This is a genomic window from Stenotrophomonas maltophilia group sp. Smal12, from assembly GCF_037079935.1.
In the GTDB taxonomy this organism is placed as follows: Bacteria; Pseudomonadota; Gammaproteobacteria; order Xanthomonadales; family Xanthomonadaceae; genus Stenotrophomonas; species Stenotrophomonas sepilia.
This window is the reverse complement of the sequence record NZ_JBAWUK010000002.1, coordinates 1-17,288: the sequence shown is the minus strand read 5'-3', so window position 1 is coordinate 17,288 and position 17,288 is coordinate 1. Positions and strand designations below refer to the sequence as shown.

General features: G+C 67.6%; 14 protein-coding genes. 4 read left to right on the top strand and 10 right to left on the bottom strand.

What is annotated here, in order from left to right; genetic code table 11:
• Positions 1–400: 400 nt before the first annotated feature.
• Positions 401–736: a Rieske (2Fe-2S) protein gene (locus tag WDC87_RS01280; protein WP_072167633.1), complete on the bottom strand. Its 336-nt coding sequence runs from the start codon at positions 734–736 to the stop codon at positions 401–403.
• 178 nt (positions 737–914) lie between these two features.
• Here WDC87_RS01280 and WDC87_RS01275 point away from each other — a divergent pair, with 178 nt between their 5' ends.
• From WDC87_RS01275 to WDC87_RS01260, 4 genes are all read left to right on the top strand, one after another.
• A complete protein-coding gene (locus WDC87_RS01275) occupies positions 915–1,196 on the top strand; it encodes a hypothetical protein (RefSeq protein ID WP_005410817.1) in 282 nt (93 codons plus the stop codon).
• 75 nt (positions 1,197–1,271) lie between these two features.
• Positions 1,272–1,988: a fumarylacetoacetate hydrolase family protein gene (locus tag WDC87_RS01270; RefSeq protein ID WP_010481460.1), complete on the top strand. Its 717-nt coding sequence runs from the start codon at positions 1,272–1,274 to the stop codon at positions 1,986–1,988.
• Positions 1,989–2,042: 54 nt separating this feature from the next.
• Positions 2,043–2,447: a large-conductance mechanosensitive channel protein MscL gene (gene mscL, locus WDC87_RS01265; RefSeq protein WP_072167632.1), complete on the top strand. Its 405-nt coding sequence runs from the start codon at positions 2,043–2,045 to the stop codon at positions 2,445–2,447.
• Between the two features lie 244 nt (positions 2,448–2,691).
• Positions 2,692–4,113 (top strand): M28 family peptidase, encoded by a 1,422-nt coding sequence (locus WDC87_RS01260; protein ID WP_252744289.1) that lies wholly within the window; start codon positions 2,692–2,694, stop codon positions 4,111–4,113.
• 126 nt (positions 4,114–4,239) lie between these two features.
• On the opposite strand, the gene WDC87_RS01255 is transcribed toward WDC87_RS01260, so the two are convergent.
• The 9 genes from WDC87_RS01255 to WDC87_RS01215 all read right to left on the bottom strand — a co-directional run bounded on the left by WDC87_RS01255 (position 4,240) and on the right by WDC87_RS01215 (position 17,012).
• Positions 4,240–5,691 carry an alanine/glycine:cation symporter family protein gene (locus WDC87_RS01255; protein WP_252744288.1) on the bottom strand — a complete coding sequence of 484 codons (1,452 nt, stop codon included), beginning with the start codon at positions 5,689–5,691 and terminating at the stop codon, positions 4,240–4,242.
• A 10-nt stretch (positions 5,692–5,701) separates the two neighbouring features.
• Positions 5,702–6,688, bottom strand: a complete 987-nt coding sequence (locus WDC87_RS01250) for a hypothetical protein (protein ID WP_252744287.1) — start codon at positions 6,686–6,688, stop codon at positions 5,702–5,704.
• 166 nt (positions 6,689–6,854) lie between these two features.
• The gene (locus WDC87_RS01245) at positions 6,855–7,688 is read right to left on the bottom strand and encodes a TrmH family RNA methyltransferase (protein ID WP_252744286.1); all 834 of its coding nucleotides are present in this window, start codon (positions 7,686–7,688) and stop codon (positions 6,855–6,857) included.
• Positions 7,689–9,197: an alanine/glycine:cation symporter family protein gene (locus WDC87_RS01240; protein WP_088496986.1), complete on the bottom strand. Its 1,509-nt coding sequence runs from the start codon at positions 9,195–9,197 to the stop codon at positions 7,689–7,691. It lies immediately after the preceding gene.
• Between the two features lie 180 nt (positions 9,198–9,377).
• Positions 9,378–9,962, bottom strand: a complete 585-nt coding sequence (locus tag WDC87_RS01235) for a GNAT family N-acetyltransferase (protein ID WP_301655226.1) — start codon at positions 9,960–9,962, stop codon at positions 9,378–9,380.
• Positions 9,955–13,080: an efflux RND transporter permease subunit gene (locus WDC87_RS01230; protein WP_072167625.1), complete on the bottom strand. Its 3,126-nt coding sequence runs from the start codon at positions 13,078–13,080 to the stop codon at positions 9,955–9,957. The genes WDC87_RS01235 and WDC87_RS01230 overlap by 8 nt, the downstream gene beginning before the upstream one ends.
• The gene (locus WDC87_RS01225) at positions 13,077–14,183 is read right to left on the bottom strand and encodes an efflux RND transporter periplasmic adaptor subunit (RefSeq protein ID WP_049412714.1); all 1,107 of its coding nucleotides are present in this window, start codon (positions 14,181–14,183) and stop codon (positions 13,077–13,079) included. Before WDC87_RS01225 ends, WDC87_RS01230 begins: the two co-directional genes overlap by 4 nt.
• A 273-nt stretch (positions 14,184–14,456) precedes the next feature.
• Entirely contained in the window at positions 14,457–16,520 is a 2,064-nt protein-coding gene (locus WDC87_RS01220; protein WP_252744284.1) for a TonB-dependent copper receptor, read from the bottom strand.
• Positions 16,521–16,592: 72 nt separating this feature from the next.
• Positions 16,593–17,012: a DUF2946 family protein gene (locus WDC87_RS01215; RefSeq protein WP_252744283.1), complete on the bottom strand. Its 420-nt coding sequence runs from the start codon at positions 17,010–17,012 to the stop codon at positions 16,593–16,595.
• Between the last annotated feature and the right edge of the window lie 276 nt (positions 17,013–17,288).

Genomic DNA, 17,288 nt, shown 5'->3' with positions numbered 1-17,288 from the left:
TGTGGGGGGGGGGTGTGTAGGCGCCGCGGCGCCCCCCCCCCCCCCCACCACCCCTAACAAACAACACCGGGCGGGGGGGGGGGGGGGGGGGGGGGGGGGGGGGGGGGGGGGGGGGGGGGCGGGGGCTCGGCCCGCGCGGAGCGCGGCCCCCCCCCCCCCCCCCCCCCCCCCCCCCCCCCCCCCCCCCCACCCCGCCTTCGACAGTTTCACGCGGCTGGTGGTGGGTGCCGACCGTTGGTCGGCACCGATCTCGCTCTGGTAGCTGTCGACCTTGGTCGAGACCGTAGATCCACGCCATGCGTGGATGCCTTTTGTAGCGTCGAGCCATGCTCGACTGCTCCTGGCTTGATGGGGTCAGAGCCGTTTTCCTGCGGAAAACGGATCCGACCCCCAGCTGGCCTCAAGCCAGGTAAACCTGCCCGTCGCGCACGTCCACCGGCACAGCGCGCAGCCGGTCGCCCTTGCAGGGGCCGGCGATGCAGTCGCCGCTGTCCAGCGCGAACGAGGCACCATGCGCGGCACACACCAGATGACCCTCGCGGCTCTTCAGGAACTGGCCCGGCGCCCAGTCCAGGCGGCGGCCGGCGTGCGGGCAGATGTTCAGGAACGCACGCACCTGCGCGCCGTCGCGGTACAGCAGCAGCGATTCGGCATCGCCATCGACCACCGCTTCGACCTCGGCAAACGCGCCATCGGCAATGGCATCAAGGGCGATCAGGGCAGCAGCGATAGTCATGGCGAAGGCTCGGACGGTAAACCGGAATTGTCGCATGCCTGCTCAGGTGACTGGCTGCGACATGAACACAAGTCATTGATCCGTAATAAGCACAGGCTATATTTAACGAGTTTTTCACTCAATGAAAGTGGCGCGTCCCGATACTTTGGTTTCGCTGATCCCAGCCTATCGAGCCGCCATGTTCAATCGCGCATCCGCCTTCAACCAGTTCCGCACCCTGTTCGCGCCGCGCAAGCCGCGTCACCCGCTGGTGCGCGTTGCCGTTGGCCTGCTCGGCCTGGCGATCCTGGCGGCGATGGTGTTCATCGGTGTGTTCGTTGGCGCGGCGATGATCCTGGTCGGCCTGGCGTGGAAGCTGCTGGCCTCGCGCAAGCCGGGCGTTGCGCGTCCGGTTGACCCGACCGTGGTTGAAGGCGAGTACCGCGTGGTGCGCAAGCCGGTGTTGCCGGCCTCGCGCTGATCCAGGCCTTCCGCACCCGCTGACGGCGGGCGCCATGCGTTCTAGACTGCGGGCACGCCCTTCCTGGATGCCCGCATGTCCGATGTCTCCGATGTGATCCCTGCCGTAGCCCTGCCGCGTGTACCGGTAGCCGGTGGCGGCAGCTTCCCTGTGCACCGCATCTACTGCGTCGGCCGCAATTTTGCCGACCACGCCCGCGAAATGGGCGCGGCGGTGCCGGCGGCCGATGACCGCGGCCGCCCGATGTTCTTCAGCAAGCCGGCCGACGCCATCGTGGTCGGCCACGACGATGTCATCCCCTATCCGCCAGCAACCGCCAACCTGCACCACGAAGTGGAACTGGTGGTGGCGATCGGCCGCGATGCGCCCGCAGGCGAGCTGGCCGTGGCCGACGCCGATGCGCTGGTCTATGGCTACGCCGTCGGCCTGGACCTGACCCGCCGCGACCTGCAGGCCGCGGCCAAGGACAAGGGCCACCCGTGGGACGCGGCCAAGGGCTTCGACGCCTCCGCGCCGATCAGCGAAATCGTCCACGCCGAGGAAGTCGGCGACCTCGCCGCGCTGAACCTGTCGCTGGAGGTCAACGGCGAAGTGCGCCAGCAGGCACTGCTCGACCAGATGATCTGGAACGTACCGGAGATCCTGCATGAGCTGTCCAAGCTGTGGCAGCTGCGTGCCGGCGACCTGGTGTTCATGGGCACCCCGTCCGGGGTGGCTGCGTTGAAGCCCGGCGACCGCTTCAGTGCCCGCCTTGAAAACGTGGCCGAGCGCCACGGCGTGATCGCCGGCTGACATCACCTGCGCTACCCTGCGCGCTGTCCACTTCCCCACCGGAGAAAAACAACAATGGGAATGCTCACCGAGTTCAAGGAATTCGCCATGCGCGGCAACGTCATCGACCTCGCCGTCGGCGTGGTGATCGGCGCGGCCTTCGGCAAGATCGTGACGGCGCTGGTCGAGAAGATCATCATGCCGCCGCTGGGCTACCTGATCGGGCGCGTGGATTTCTCCAGCCTGGCCTGGACGTTGTCGCCAGCCCGGATCGGACCGGATGGCAAGGAGATCCCGGCGGTGGTGGTTGGCTACGGCGACTTCATCAACACCGTCATCCAGTTCGTGATCGTGGCTTTCGCGATCTTCATCGTGGTCAAGGCGATCAACCGGCTGTCTCGCAAGAAGGAAGCTGCCCCGGCGGCGCCGGCCGAAGAAGTGGTGCTGCTGCGCGAGATCCGCGACAGCCTGAAGAAATGAGGTATCGGGCGCCTATGGGCGCCCCTCCCATCTGTAGAGCCGAGCCCACGCTCGGCTGATCTGCAAAAGGCAGCCGAGCATTGGCTCGGCTCTGCAGAAGCAGGCGAAAGCCCCGCCCCGGCGGGGCTTTCGCTTTGCCGGTCATGGCGGAAAACAGCGTTCGCGCCAGCCATGACCTCCCGCCCATGCGCCGGGCTGAACGACTGTTAAGCTCCAAGGCTTAGGTCCCTTCCCGGAGTTGTCCATGCGTCGCCGCGTCCTTGCCATCGCATCCTCCCTCGCCCTGCTGGCCGCCCCGGCCTTCGCGGCGCCGCACACCACTACCCTGCCCCCGGCGTCGCTGGCCACCGCCGCACAGCTGCGCGACCAGGCGCTGGCCGATGACACCGGCTGGAAGGTTGTCGAGTCGCTCACCACCGAGATCGGTCCGCGCATCGCCGGCAGCGAAGCCGACGCCCGCGCCGTGGCCTGGGCCGAAGCCAAGTTCAAGGCCCTCGGTTTCGACAAGGTGTGGAAGGAGCCGGTGACATTCCCGAAGTGGGAGCGGCGCAGTGAACACGCCGCCGTGACCGGCAGGAACCCGCAGCCGCTGCAGATCACTGCACTGGGCGGCAGCCCAGGCGGCACCGTGGAAGCCGAGGTGGTGCGCTTCGCCGACCTGGCCGCGCTGCAGGCCGCACCGGCGGGCTCGCTGAAGGGCAAGATCGCCTTCGTCGATTACCAGATGCTGCCCTTCCGCGATGGCCGCGATTACGGCCGCGGCGGTGCGATCCGCAGCAAGGGGCCGTCCGAAGCGATCCGCAAGGGCGCGGTCGGTTTCCTGATGCGCTCGGCCGGTACCGACTCGCACCGCGTGCCGCACACGGGTATCACCCGTTTCGATGACGGCCTGACCCCAGTGCCGTCGGCCGCGCTGTCGGTGCCCGATGCCGACCAGCTGGGCCGCCTGCTGGCGCGTGGCAGCACCACGGTGAAGATGGCACTGGATTGCGGTTGGGATGGCATCGCCACCTCCTACAACGTGATCGGCGAGATCACCGGCCGCAGCCTGCCGAAGGAAGTGGTGGTGATCGGTGGTCACCTGGATTCGTGGGACCTGGGCACCGGCGCGGTGGATGACGGCGCGGGCGTGGGCATCACCATGGCCGCAGGCCATCTGATCGGCCAGCTCAAGCAGGCACCGAAGCGCACCATCCGCGTGATCGCCTTCGCCAACGAGGAACAGGGCCTGTACGGCGGCAAGGCCTACGCCGAAGCGCACGCGAAGGACGTGGCCCTGCACCAGCTGGCCGCCGAGAGCGACTTCGGCGCGGGCCGCATCTACGCCTTCAATACCGGTTCGCCGAATCCGGCAGGCTCGCGTGAAGCGACGAAGCAGATTGCCGAAGTGATGAAGCCGCTGGGCATCGAGTACCAGGCCGACAAGGGTGGCCCGGGCCCGGACGTCGGCCCACTGGCCGCCAAGGGCGGTGCGTGGGCGTGGCTGGCGCAGGATGGCTCGGACTACTTCCACCTGCACCACACCGCCGACGACACGCTGGACAAGATCGACCCGAAGGCACTGGCGCAGAACGTGGCCGCGTATACCGTGTTCGCGTATCTGGCGGCGGAAGCGGATGGCAGCTTCGGTAGCGAGGCCAAGGCGACCACACCGCCGAACGAATGATGCGCTTGCGCCGGACCATGCCCGGCGAGCACAGCGGGACGAGCGGTGCGAACCGAGGTTCGCACCCATCGGGTGATGGCGTGGGTCAGACCCCTCGCCATGGCGAGGGATCCGCCCTCGATCCAGTCAGCTTTCCCACACGCTGGTGTTGCGCACGCCCAGCAGTTTCGGGTTGAACAGTGGATCCTTGCCGGCATGGCGATGCTGCTCGTAGTCCCGCAGCGCCGCCAAGGCCGGTTTCTGCAGCAGCAGGATGGCGATGATGTTCAACCAGCTCATCAGGCCGACGCCGATGTCACCCAGCGACCAGGCCACCGTTGCACTGTTCACCGCCGAGTAGCCTGTTGCCGCCAGGAACAGCAGCTGGAAGCCGCCGATCACCCAGGGTGCCGGACGGTTGCGGCACAGATAGCTGACATTGGTCTCGGCCATGTAGTACAACGCCAGCAGTGTGGTGAACGCGAACGGCAGGATCGCCAGCGCCACGAATGAACGGCCGAAGCCCGGCAATGCCGATTCCACCGCATGCTGCACGAAGCGTGGCCCGGCCTCGACGCCCGGCAGATTGCCCAGCAGCAGGCGCGTCTCATCCGGAATGCCGTTCACTGCCGGGTCGTAGACGTTGTACAGGCCCGTGGAGAGGATCAGGAAGGCCGTGGCACTGCACACCACCATCGTGTCGATGTAGACCGAGAACGACTGCACCAGGCCCTGCTTGACCGGATGCGAGACTTCCGCGGCAGCGGCCGGATGCGCGCCACTGCCCATACCGGCCTCGTTGGACAGCACGCCGCGGCGCACGCCCCACTGTATGGCAGTACCGATCATCGCGCCGAACGCTGCATCCACGCCGAATGCACTGCGCAGCACCAGCATGATCACCTCCGGCACCTTCTCCGCGTTCAGCACCATCACCAGCGCCGTGACCAGCAGGTAGGCCACGGCCATCAGCGGCACCACCCATTCGGCCACGCGCGCAATGCGCCGCACACCGCCGATGAGGATGGCGCCCAGCACCACCAGCAGAACCGCGGTGGTGGTCATCACCGGTACGTCCCAGGCTTCGTTCACCGCACTGGTGATCGCATTGGACTGGGTGCCGGCCAGCATCGCGCCCGCCAGCACCGTCACCAGTGCGAACAGCACTGCATACCAGCGTTGGCCGAGGCCTTTCTCGATGTAGTACGCCGGGCCGCCCCGGTACTGCCCTTTGCCGTCTCGATCCTTGTAGATCTGCGCGAGCGTGGATTCGATGAAAGCACTGGACGCGCCGAGGAAGGCGACGATCCACATCCAGAAGATCGCGCCGGGGCCGCCGAAGGCGATGGCCATGGCGACGCCGGCGATGTTGCCGACGCCCACGCGGCTGGACAGCGAAATGGACAACGCCTGGAACGGTGAGACGCCGGCATCGGAGCGCTCATGGCGGAACATCAGGCGCAGCATGTCCGGCAATGCACGCAACTGGATGAAGCGTGTGCGCACGCTGAAGTACAGGCCGGCGAGCAGGCACAGCACCACCAGGTAGGGGCTCCAGACGACGCCGAGGATCGTGTTGACGATGGATTCGATGTTCATCGGCGGCCCCTCAGAAGAACATGCCCAGGGCAACCTGGGGGCTGACGATTCGACTGGTGTTGCGGCCCGCCACGCTGAACTCCACGCCGGCGATCAGGCCCATCGTCGGGCTGAAGTGGTACTCCACGGCCGGCGCCAGGGTGACGCTGCGGCTGGCCGGGCGATGTTCGTCGATACGCTCGAAGGCACCGCTTGCGTTGCGCGCGAATCCACTCAGGCGCTGTCCGGTCTCACGGCTGGCGGCTACTTCCATCACACCTACCCAGCGCGAGTTGAAGCTGTACTCGGCACCCACCGACAGGCCCAGCACCGAGCCGCGGGAGATGTGGCCCTGGAAGCTGTCATCGGTGCCGTAAACGCTGGCCCCGGAAATCGCCGTGCGCGACGGCGCCGGCCCGGCGCTGAGCTGGGCACGCCAGCGCAGCGGACGCTCGTTGCCCAGCCACACCACCTGCTGCATGCCCAGCGCGGCGGTGGTGCGCTGCACGCCGTCGCCCTGCGCATCGAGTGGATTGCCGGTGATGCGGTCATGGCTGCCGGTGCTGAAGCGCTGCACCAGCGCGACCGAGATGGCCGGGCGCGTGCCATCGGCGTTGGGCGCCTGCAGCAGGTACTGCAGGCGCGCGGTGGTATCGCCAGCGCGGAAACCGCTGCTGCGTGCGCTGCCCTGTTCGGCGCGCGATGCACTGAGATTGACCTGGCCCATCACCCGGTCGCTGAAGCCGTAGATGATCGGCACCACCGCGGCCCATGCGCCGCTCCGTTGCCCACTGCGGCGGCGATGGCCGCCATCGTCGAAATGATCACGACTGTCGACCCGCACCAGATAGGGTTCGATGTACCAGTTGCCCTGCGGCAGGCCGGCCGGGTTGGGGGTGATCAGCGGACCGGTGAAGTTGACGCCGTCCAGGCTGCGTTCGCCGGCTGCGGCACGGCCGCTGGCAAGGACACTGGTCAGTACCAGCAATGCGATGAGGATACGGCGTGGGTGATGCATGGCAGCCTCTTCTGGACAACGTGGGATGGAGTTCCACCCTGCGTTGCCGGAAGCGGCTGACCAATAAGGAAACTTTCAAAACGTCATGCGCGCTTGACGCGTTTACCACCCCTGGAAGGGGTCAGAGCCCTCGCCTGCGGCGAGGGATCCGACCCGGGATACCGGATCAGCCGCGACGGCTCGCCCATTGCGCCAGCAGCACGGCCGTGGCCGAGGCCACATTCAGGCTCTCCACGGCGCCGCTGCCGGGAATCGAGACCTGCAGGTCGCACGCCCCCGCCAGGCTACGGTCCATGCCCTCGCCTTCGGCGCCCATCACGTACACCAGCCGCTCCGGCAGGGACGCGCGGAACACGTCATCCCCGCCCTCGACCAGGGTCGCGGCCAGGCCGAAACCGGCTGCGCGCAGTTGCGCCATTGCCTGAGCGGTCTCCGGCAGCTGCACCAGCGGCACCGCTTCGGCACCGCCTTCGGCCACGCGCGCGGCGGCGCCGGACAGGGCCAGCGTGCTGCCGGCCGGCAACAGCAGCGCCTTGGCACCGAAGTGCGCGGCCGAGCGCAGGATCGCGCCGAGGTTGTGCGGGTTGCCCACACCATCCAGCCACAGCGCCAGCGCCGGGCCGTCACCGACCTGCTGCAGCCACTGCGCCAGCGGCAGTGCCGGGGCGCGCAGCACGTCGGCCACCACACCTTCGTGGTGGGTGGTGCCGGCCAGCTTGTTCAGATCGCCGTCTTCAACCACGCGGTAGCCCACGCGGTTGGCCACGCACCACTTCAACAGCGGCTGCAGGCGCGGGATGCGTGCTTCCAGCAGGTACAGCTTGCGCAGCGCCTGCGGCCGCGCTTCGAACGCAGCCAGCACGGCATTCAGGCCGTACAGACGCAGCTCGTCGCTGCCACCGCGCCCACCACCGCCCGTTGCCGGCACTTCCGGGCGCGGCAACGGCGTTGCGCGCGGCGGACGGGCGGACGGGCGGCGGTTGTTCCAAGGGTTGATCACTTACACACTCTCCTGCTTGCGCTGGCGCCAGAAATCGGCGTTCTTGATGCCCAGGGCATCAGGGTCGAACACCGGATCCAGGCCCAGCTTCTTCTGTCGTTCGTAGTCACGCAGGGCCAGCATCGCCGGCTTCTGGATGATGAGGATGGCGATGATGTTCAGCCAGGCCATCAGGCCGACGCCGATGTCGCCCAGCGCCCAGGCCAGGGTGGCATTGTGGAACGCGCCGAACACCACCATGCCGATGATGCCCAGGCGCAGCAGCAGCACGGTCAGCGGCCGCTTCCTGTTGTGGTTCACATAGCTGAGGTTGGTCTCGGCCATGTAGTAGTACGCCATGATGGTGGTGAAGGCGAAGAAGAAGATGGCCACCGATACGAACGCCGAACCCCAGCCCGGCAGCACCGCTTCCACGCCGGCCTGGGCGTAACCGGCGCCTTCGGGAATACCGGCCAGGCCCTGGAAGATCGGCGCGGCACCCTCCACCGGCGAGTACACGTTGTAGGTGCCGCTGGCCAGGATCAGGAACGCGGTGGCGGTGCACACCATCATGGTGTCGAAGTAGATCGCGAAGGCCTGCACGTAGCCCTGCTTGGCCGGGTGCGAGACTTCCGAGGCAGCCGCCGCGTGCGGGCCAGAGCCCTGGCCGGCTTCGTTGGCGTAGATGCCGCGCTTGATGCCCCACTCCACCGCCAGGCCCATCATGGCGCCGAATGCGGCATGCGTGCCGAAGGCACTCTTGAAGATGATGCCGAACATTTCCGGCACGCGGTCGTAGTTGATGATCATGATGATGATGGCCATCAGGATGAAACCGGCGGCCATGAACGGCACCACCACTTCGGCGAAGTTGGCGATGCGCTTGACGCCACCGAAGATCACCACGCCCAGCAGCAGCGCCACCACGATGCCGATCCCCAGCTTCAGCGCCTGCACCGATTCCATGCCGAAGGCCTGGCCATCGAGCGGACCGCACAGCGCGGTGCCACGGCAGGCGTTGATGATGCTGTCGGCGATGGCGTTGGCCTGCACGCCCGGCATCAGGAAGCCTGCGGCGATGATCGTGGCGATGGCGAAGGCCAGCGCATACCACTTCAGGCCCATGGCCTTTTCGATGTAGTACGCCGGGCCACCGCGGTAGCGGCCTTCGGCGTCCTTGGTCTTGTAGATCTGCGCCAAGGTGCATTCGACGTACGAGGTGGATGCGCCAAGGAAGCCCATCACCCACATCCAGAAGATCGCACCGGGACCGCCGAAGGCGATGGCGGTGGCCACGCCAGCGATGTTGCCGATGCCCATGCGGCCGGCCATCGACATGGCCAGCGCCTGGAACGAGGACACGCCGGCGTCGGATTTCTCACCCCTGACGGTGAGGCGGCACATCTCCAAGAAGCCACGGATCTGCATGAAGCGGGTGCGCAGGCTGAAGAACAGGCCGGCGCCCAGGCACACGAAGATCAGTGCCTTGCTCCAGATGATGCTGTTGATGAAGTGTACGGTTGCTTCCACGCGCGCTCTCTCCAGTCGGCGGGTTGTAAGGACGTCCCGTCGGCTGGAGGGGACCGGTCGATTCTCCCTGATCGCAGGCCGCTGCGGTAGCGCTGTTTTGCAGAGCCGAGCCCATGCTCGGCTTGGGCTCCCGAGGGCAGCCGAGCATGGGCTCGGCTCTACAGCGGCCAGCCCGCGTGTTCAGGGCAGCTGCGTGCGTACCCGGGCAAAACGGCGCAGGTCGTGCAACACGCCGCGCTTGTAGACCGCGCAACGTTCCACGCCCTCTTCCTGGAAGCCGTTCTTCTCCAGCACCCGGGCCGAGCCGAGGTTGAAGTCGACCACGGTGGCCTGCAACCTGAACAGGCGCAGCTCATCCATCACGCACGGGGCGAACAGGCCGACCACGCGGGTCATCAGGCTCTGCCCCCAATAGGCCCGGCCCAGCCAGTAACCCAGTTCGGCGGTATGCCCACGCTCGGCCACGCCCTGTTGGGCACCGACGCTGCCGCAGGCCTGGCCGTCGATCTCGATGGCCAGGTTCAGGGTGTCGGGAGCCAGCACGCGGCCGGCGAGGAAGGCCTCGCCATCCCCGCGCGTGTACGGGTAAGGGAAGCGGTCGCGCAGACCGCGCGATACCTCGGCGTCGTTGGCGTGGCGCAGCAGGGAGTCCAGGTCATCCGGGCGCCAGGGGCGCAGCTGGAAGCCGTCGCCTTGCAGGTCTGGGGTCAGAGCCCTTTCCCTTTGGGAAAGGGATCCGACCCCGCCGGCGTACCGGTCAGGCATGACCGCCTACCGAGGGCGACTCGGCTTCCTGCTTCTCCAGCTCGCGCTTCACCGCTTCGGGCGAACGGGTGTACGGTGCCAGCCGTGCGTAGAACGCCGGCACCACGAACAGCGACAGGAACGTCGACAGAGTCACGCCGAAAATGATCACGATGCCGATCGTGCCACGGCTGGCCGAACCAGGCCCCCCGGCGACCACCAGCGGGATCGCGCCGACCACGGTGGCGATCGAGGTCATCAGGATCGGGCGCAGGCGCACCATCGCCGACTCGATGATCGCCTCGCGCACGCTGCGCCCATCGTCGCGCAGCTGGTTGGCGAATTCGACGATGAGGATGCCGTTCTTCGCGGCAAGGCCGACCAGCATCACGATGCCGATCTGGCTGAACAGGTTCACCGTACCGCCACTCACCCACAACCCGACCAGCGCGCCGAGCACGCCCAGCGGCACGGTCAGCATGATGGTGAGCGGATGGATGAAGCTCTCGAACTGCGCGGCCAGCACCAGGTACACCACCAGCAGCGCCATCGCGAAGGTCAGCAGCACCGCGCCGCCGGCGCTCTGGTACTCGCGCGATTCGCCCTTCCAGTTCACCTGCGCGTACTGCGGCAGCTCTTCCTGGGCTACGTTCTGTGCCCAGGCGATGGCCTCGCCCAGCGGATAGCCCGGCGCCAGGCCGGCACTGATGGTGATCGAGCGCAGTCGGTTGAAGCGGTTCAGGGTGCCGGCCTCGGCCACTTCACTCAACGTGACCAGGTTGGACAGCGGCACCAGCTCGCCGGAGTTGGCGCGGACGCGGATCGCGGCCAGGTCGGCCGGGCTGGCGCGACCATCGCGACCGGCCTGCACCAGCACGTCGTACTCCTCGCCGTTGTCGACGAAGGTGGTGACGCGGCGCGAGCCCATCATGGTTTCAAGCGCCGAACCGATCGCGGTGACCGGCACGCCGAGATCGGCCGCACGCTGGCGGTCAATGTTCACCCGCATCTGCGGCCGGGTTTCCTTGTAATCGGAATCGGGGCCGACCAGGCCGGGATTGTCGGCCATGCGCAGCAGGATGCGGTCGCGCCACTGCGCGATCTCGGCATATTCCGGACCGCCCAGCACGATCTGGAACGGTTGGCCGCCGCTGCGCACCAGGCCACCACCCACCTGCGTGCGTACGCGCACGCCGCGGATGGTATCCAGTTCCTTCTGCAGTTCGTTGGCGACTTCGGGCGTACCCTCGCTGCGCTGGCGCCACGGCTGCAGGAAGATGCTGACGCGGCCGGTATGCATTTCCTCGCTGGCGCCCCAACCGCCCGGCACGCGGGGGTTGGCACGCACGATCGGCTTGTCCGGGCCGACATGCGGTGCCAGCAGCGCTTCCACCTGCTGCACCTGCTGCACGGTGTAGTCGTAGCCGGCGCCTTCCGGGCCGTCGATCATGATCTGGAACGAACCACGGTCTTCGGCTGGCGCCAGTTCCGACGGCAGCAGCTTGAGCAGGCCCCAGCTGGCGGCCAGCGCAGCCACCATCACCAGCAGGTAGATCCAGGTGCGGTCGACGTGGTGATCGAGCACCCGCCCATAGGCACCCGCAAGGCGTTCCAGGTTGCGGTTGATGAAGCCGTGCAGGCCCCGCGGGGCCTGCCCGGTATGCGGCTTGAGCAGCTTGGAAGCCATCATCGGCGTCAGTGTGAGCGCAACGAACGCGGACAACGCCACCGCGGCGGCCAGCGCCACTGCCAATTCGCGGAACAGTCGCCCGGTGTTGCCCTCCAGGAAGCCGACCGGCAGGAACACCGCCACCAGCACGGCGGTGGTGGCGATCACCGCGAAGGCGACCTGCGCAGTGCCGCGCTTTGACGCCACCAGCGGTGGCTCGCCCAGGTCGATGCGGCGCTGCACGTTCTCCACCACCACGATCGCATCGTCCACCACCAGGCCGATGCACAGCACCAGCGCCAGCAGGGTCAGCAGGTTGATCGAGAAGTCGAACGCATACAGCGCGATGAACGCCGCCACCAGGCAGACCGGCACCGTCACCGCCGGAATCAACGCGGCGCGGAAGCTGCCCAGGAACAGCCAGATCACCGCCAGCACCAGGATCATCGCTTCCACCAGGGTGGCGTAGACGCGGTCCACTGCAGCTTCGATGAAGGTGGTGTTGTCGAAGGCGACGAAGATCTGCGTGCCCTTGGGCAGGGTCAGCGCCACCCGCTCGGCCTCAGCGCGCGCAGTGCGTGCCACGTCCAGCGAGTTGGCGGTGGAGGTCTTGACGATGCCCAGGCCGATGCCGGGCTCGCCGTTGCTGCGGTAGTACGCGCGGCGTTCGGCCGAGGCCAGCTCGATCTTCGCCACGTCGCCCATGCGCACCACGTAGCCATCGCGGCCCTTGCCCAGCGGGATGGTCGCGAAATCCTCGGGCTTGATGTAGTTGCGTTCCACGCGCAGGGTGAAATCGCGGTCGGTCGACTCGATGCGGCCGGCCGGCAGCTCCACGTTCTCGTTGCGCAGTGCGGTTTCCACGTCGCCGGTGGTCAGCCCGCGCGCGGCCAGCTGGTCACGGTCCAGCCAGATCCGCATCGCATAGCGCTGGCGGCCGCCGATGCGGACCTGGGCCACGCCATCGAGGCTGGAGAAACGATCGACCACGTAGCGGTCGGCGTAGTCGCTCAGCTCCAGCGTGTCCATGGTCGAGGACACCATGTTGAACCAGATGATCGGGTCGGCATCGCTCTCGACCTTGGCAATCTCTGGTGGCCGCGCCTCTTCCGGCATGCGGTCGGCGACGCGGCTGACCGCATCGCGCACGTCGTTGGCCGCTGCTTCGATATCACGGTTGGCGGTGAACTCGATGCTGACCTGCGAGCGGCCGTTGGTGCTGCGCGCATTGATCGTATCGATGCCTTCGATGCCAGCCAGCGCATCTTCCAGCACCTGGGTGATGCGGCTTTCGATGACCGCCGCCGACGCGCCGGTGTAGTCCACCGACACCGAAACGATCGGAGGGTCGATGGCGGGCAGTTCGCGCAGGGTCAGGCGGGTGAAGGACATCACGCCCAGCACCAGCAGCAACAGGCTCATCACCACGGCGAACACCGGCCGCTGGATGGAGATGTCGGACAGCTTCATCCGCCGTGGCCCTCGGCCGCGACCGGCGCCGGCGCGTCAGCCGGTTTGGCGCCGGAGGCCGGTGCGGCGTCCTTCGCAGCAACCTTCAGGCCCGGGCGCAGCTTGCCGGTGCCATCGACCACGATGCGCTGGCCCGCTTCCAGGCCCTGCCTGATCTCGACCACGCCGGCACGGCGCGCGCCGGTGACCACGTCCACCCGCTCGACGCTGTCGTCGGCCTTGATGCGGTACACGAAGGTATCGCGGCCGACCTGTACCACGGCGATCTCCGGGACCACCAGCGCCGGGCGCTCGGGGCGGAACAGGCGCACGTCCAGCAGCATGCCCGGGCGCAATGCGTGGTCGCCATTGGCGAAATCGGCGCGCACGGTCACCGCACGGGTGGCCGGATCGATGCGCGCATCGATGGTGCTGACCACGCCCTCGAAGGTGCGACCCGGCCAGGCCACGCTGGTGGCACTGACCTTGTCACCAACGCCCAGCGCAGCCAGCTCCACTTCCGGCACCTGGAAATCGACATGCATGTGCTCGATGTCGTCGAGCGTGGCGATGACCGTGGTCGGGGTCAGCAGCGATCCCGGACTGACCTGGCGGATGCCAAGCACACCGGCAAAGGGCGCACGCACGCGGCGGTCGCCAATGTCTGCCTGCATCTGCATCACGCGCGCCTCGGCGGCGTCGCGGATCGACTTCTGCGTATCCAGCGTGGCGCTGGACACCAGCCGCTGGGCGGCCAGTTCGCGCTGGCGCTTGTACAGCTGATCGGCTTCATGGAAAGTGGCCTGCGCCTGCACCAATGCGGCTTCCTGGGCCTGCCCGCGCAGCGTCACGATCGGCGCACCGGCAGCAATGTGCTGGCCGCTCTCGAAGTGCACTTTCTCGACGATCTCGCTGACTTTGGCAGTGACGCTGATCGACTCGCGCGCCTTGGCCGTGCCCAGTGCCTGCAGGGTGTCGTTCCACTGCGTGGGCTGCACGACCTGCGCAGTGACCGGCACCGCTTCGCCCTGCCGACGTGCGGCGGCCTCCTGTTTGCCTGCGCACCCGGCCAGCACGGCCAGGCTGAGGCCGAGGGCCAGGGTCGAAGCGATACGAGCCAACATGAACGGTCCTGATTGATCCACGGCCGCCGAGTGTAGGCAAGTGCCCATAAAAGCGGTATGTGCCAAGCGTTTACCGGCGTGGAACCAAGGCTGCGATAGCGCCTTGAACCCGTTCCGTGCAAGGCTGCCATGGGCGGTGTCGGCGTGTGTCGGGGTGTATCCAGTGGTGCACCACCGCGGCCGTCATCGTAGAGTCGAACCTGCCCGACCGAGGGCGTCGGGCGGGGACGGATCCTGGCGGGGATCCGGCCCCGTTTTTTTATGCCCGGCGGATCAATACCGGTAGTTCAACTTCATCCACGCGCTGCGCCCCGGCTCGTTGAAGCGCACCGGGTCGGCCGGGAAGCCGAAGTCGGCGCTGCCGGCCAGGTTCAGGTGCTCGCTGTAGGCGCGGTCGAACAGGTTGTCGACGCCGGCGCTGAGCTGCAGCTGCGAACTGAAACGGTACGCGGCATTGAGCGCGAAGGTGGCAAACCCGGCGCTCGGCCCGAGGTCCTGCGCGACCACGTTGCCCTGTCCATCTGCGACACGATGCTGATGGGTCACCGCGCGCAGCAATGCGCCGGCACTCCAGCGCTGGCCCTCCCAGTTCGCACTCAGGCGCGCTTCCAGCGGCGGCATCTGCGGCAGCGGACGCTGCTGGTCGCGGTTCTCTCCCCAGGCATAGGCCAGCGTGCCGCCCAGCCTCCACTGCTCGGTCAGGCTCGCTTCCAACCCGGCCTCGGCACCGGCAATGCGCGCCTCGACGTTGCTGGCCTGGCTCATGCCCATCATGCCGCTGCCGTGGTAGGTGAACAGGATGTAGTCCTGGATCTGCCCGGCATAGGCCGAAACCCAGGCCTGCACGCGCGGTCCCTTGTACTGCAGGCCCATGTCGAGCTGGGTGGTGCGCTCGGGCTGGATGCCGGCAAACGCGTTCACTGCGCCGGCCGGGCCGTGGTTGGGCGAGAACAGCTCCCAGTAGTCGGGCATGCGCTCGCTGTGGCCGAGGCCTGCATACCAGGTCAGGCCGTCGGCCAGGTCCTGCTCATAGCGCAGGAAGCCACTGCCGAGCCACGCCTTGCGCTTCTCGCCGGCCGTTGGGTTGGGCCGGCTGCCCATCATTCCACGGATGGACTGCCGCTCATCACGCACGCTGGCGCGATCGATGCGCAGCCCGCTGATCCAGCGCTGGTCGGTGCCGGCGCCGAGGGTCAACTCGGTGAACACGCCATAGCGGCGGAAGTTGGCATCGGTCTCCCAGACGGCCTGGCGGTAGGTGTCGCGGCCCATGCCCATGCGGCCACGATGGCGGCTGTCCTCGCCATCCATGCCCGCCACCAGTTGCACGTCCTGCCAGCGCCACTCGGAACTGACCCGGCCGCCCTGGGTGCGGCGGTCCACGTTCGACGCCATGGGCATCGGCATCATGCTGTTGGGATTCGGCGTGCGCAGCGTGTAGTTGTCCATCACGTGGTCGGCCTCGTTGTAGTACACGTTGGCCTGCAGCGTGTCCCACGCACCCGGCAGATTGCGCTTCTCGAAGCGCGCGGCGTAGCTGGTGCGTTCGAACGCGGCACCGTCCATGCCGCGCCCCGCGTAGCGTGCGATCGCATCGCCGGCACCGGCAGAAATTTCCAGCAGCGTGTCGGCATCCGGCGTCCAGCCGATCGCCACGTCACCGTTCCACTTGCGCCACTTCGATGGCACCACATCGCCGTTGCCGTCCTTGTAGTCATCGGCTTCGGAACGGTTGCCGCTGGCGCGCACATAGCCGGCCGGGTTGCCCAGGGTCAGGTCCAGCACCTGGTCGTTGCGGTTGCGCGAACCGACCAGCGCGCTGGCATCGGCACGCAGGCCCGGTTCCTCGAAGCGCGGTGTATCGCGTTCGAAGCGCACGGTGCCGGCCGAGGCACCTGCCCCCCAGCGCACGCTCTGCGGGCCCTTGATGATGGTCAGGCGGTCGAAGCTCTCCGGTGCGATATAGGACAGCGGGTTGTCCATGCGCGAGGGACAGGCACCGATCAGGTTGCCGTCATTGCTGAGGATGTTCAGGCGCGAACCCAACATGCCGCGCAGCACCGGGTCACCGTTGGTGCCGCCGTTGCGGATGGCGGAGAAGCCAGGAACGGTCTTCAGGTAATCGGCGCCGTCACTGGCCGGAACCGGCTGCCGCGGCAGGCGTGGATCGGTCACCCAGTGCAGTGGCGACGAAGGCGCGGCGGCGGTGACCACCAGCGTGTCGAGAGTGCGCGCCTCTTCGGCAGGCGCGGCGTGGACCAGCGTTGCAGCCACGGCCAGGCCAAGGGCAACCGGCAGGCGCACGCAGGCACCCGCGGGGCGGGAAGTCATTTTCATCGGAACAGCTCCAAGGTACGCACGCGCACACGGCGCCCGCTCAGGCGTCGTGCGGCAGATTCGACAGGAAAATCAGCGGACGATGGAGGACCGCGGTGGCCCACGCGCGGCGTGTGCCGGCCAGCGCAGTGTCGGCAGTACCTGCTGTGACCACGGGAATACCAGCCGCGGCCGCCACAGCAGCGGCAACAGCAGCACCAATACCGCCAGCCACGGCAGCAGGCGCATGGCCAGCACGCAGTATTCGCAGGCTTCGCCATGCATGGCGTGGGGGTCGGCCGGTGGGGTCGGACTCCGTTGCCCGTGCAAAGGGCTCGGACCCAATGCGGCAGCGTCGTGGTGCATGTGCGCGTGGTCCATGCCTGCCATCGCCGCGTGGTCCATCGGCGGCGCCTGCAGCGCGCGGCTGACCAGTGGCGCAAGCACCATCAGCAGCGTCGCCAGGACGGCGAGCTGCAGCAGGAGGCGCTGCGGGCGGGACAGGCGGGTCACCCTGCTAGTGTAGAGCCGGGTCCCGGGTTGCCCGTGCGACGAACCGTCGCAGGAGGGGGTTTATCGGCAGGGCTTGCAGCCCTGCACCTGCAGAGGCCACGTCCACGGCAAGCGCCGAAGCAACATCAAAAACTGGCTTCCTGTGGGTAGGCGGGGTGGGTCCGGTTGCGGGGGGCGCTGCAAGTACCCCTCCGGGGCCCGGCCCAGCCGCTGGCGGCTGTGCGTTCGGGCGCTTGCGAAGCAGTGCTTCGCAAGCAAAGCGCCCTCACCCATGTA

Bases quoted from the DNA above. Each gene is read 5' to 3' on its own strand.
- WDC87_RS01280 (WP_072167633.1), bottom strand. From the start codon at position 736: ATGACTATCGCTGCTGCCCTGATCGCCCTTGATGCCATTGCCGATGGC.
- WDC87_RS01275 (WP_005410817.1), top strand. From the start codon at position 915: ATGTTCAATCGCGCATCCGCCTTCAACCAGTTCCGCACCCTGTTCGCG.
- WDC87_RS01270 (WP_010481460.1), top strand. From the start codon at position 1,272: ATGTCCGATGTCTCCGATGTGATCCCTGCCGTAGCCCTGCCGCGTGTA.
- mscL (WP_072167632.1), top strand. From the start codon at position 2,043: ATGGGAATGCTCACCGAGTTCAAGGAATTCGCCATGCGCGGCAACGTC.
- WDC87_RS01260 (WP_252744289.1), top strand. From the start codon at position 2,692: ATGCGTCGCCGCGTCCTTGCCATCGCATCCTCCCTCGCCCTGCTGGCC.
- WDC87_RS01255 (WP_252744288.1), bottom strand. From the start codon at position 5,691: ATGAACATCGAATCCATCGTCAACACGATCCTCGGCGTCGTCTGGAGC.
- WDC87_RS01250 (WP_252744287.1), bottom strand. From the start codon at position 6,688: ATGCATCACCCACGCCGTATCCTCATCGCATTGCTGGTACTGACCAGT.
- WDC87_RS01235 (WP_301655226.1), bottom strand. From the start codon at position 9,962: ATGCCTGACCGGTACGCCGGCGGGGTCGGATCCCTTTCCCAAAGGGAA.
- WDC87_RS01230 (WP_072167625.1), bottom strand. From the start codon at position 13,080: ATGAAGCTGTCCGACATCTCCATCCAGCGGCCGGTGTTCGCCGTGGTG.
- WDC87_RS01225 (WP_049412714.1), bottom strand. From the start codon at position 14,183: ATGTTGGCTCGTATCGCTTCGACCCTGGCCCTCGGCCTCAGCCTGGCC.
- WDC87_RS01220 (WP_252744284.1), bottom strand. From the start codon at position 16,520: ATGAAAATGACTTCCCGCCCCGCGGGTGCCTGCGTGCGCCTGCCGGTT.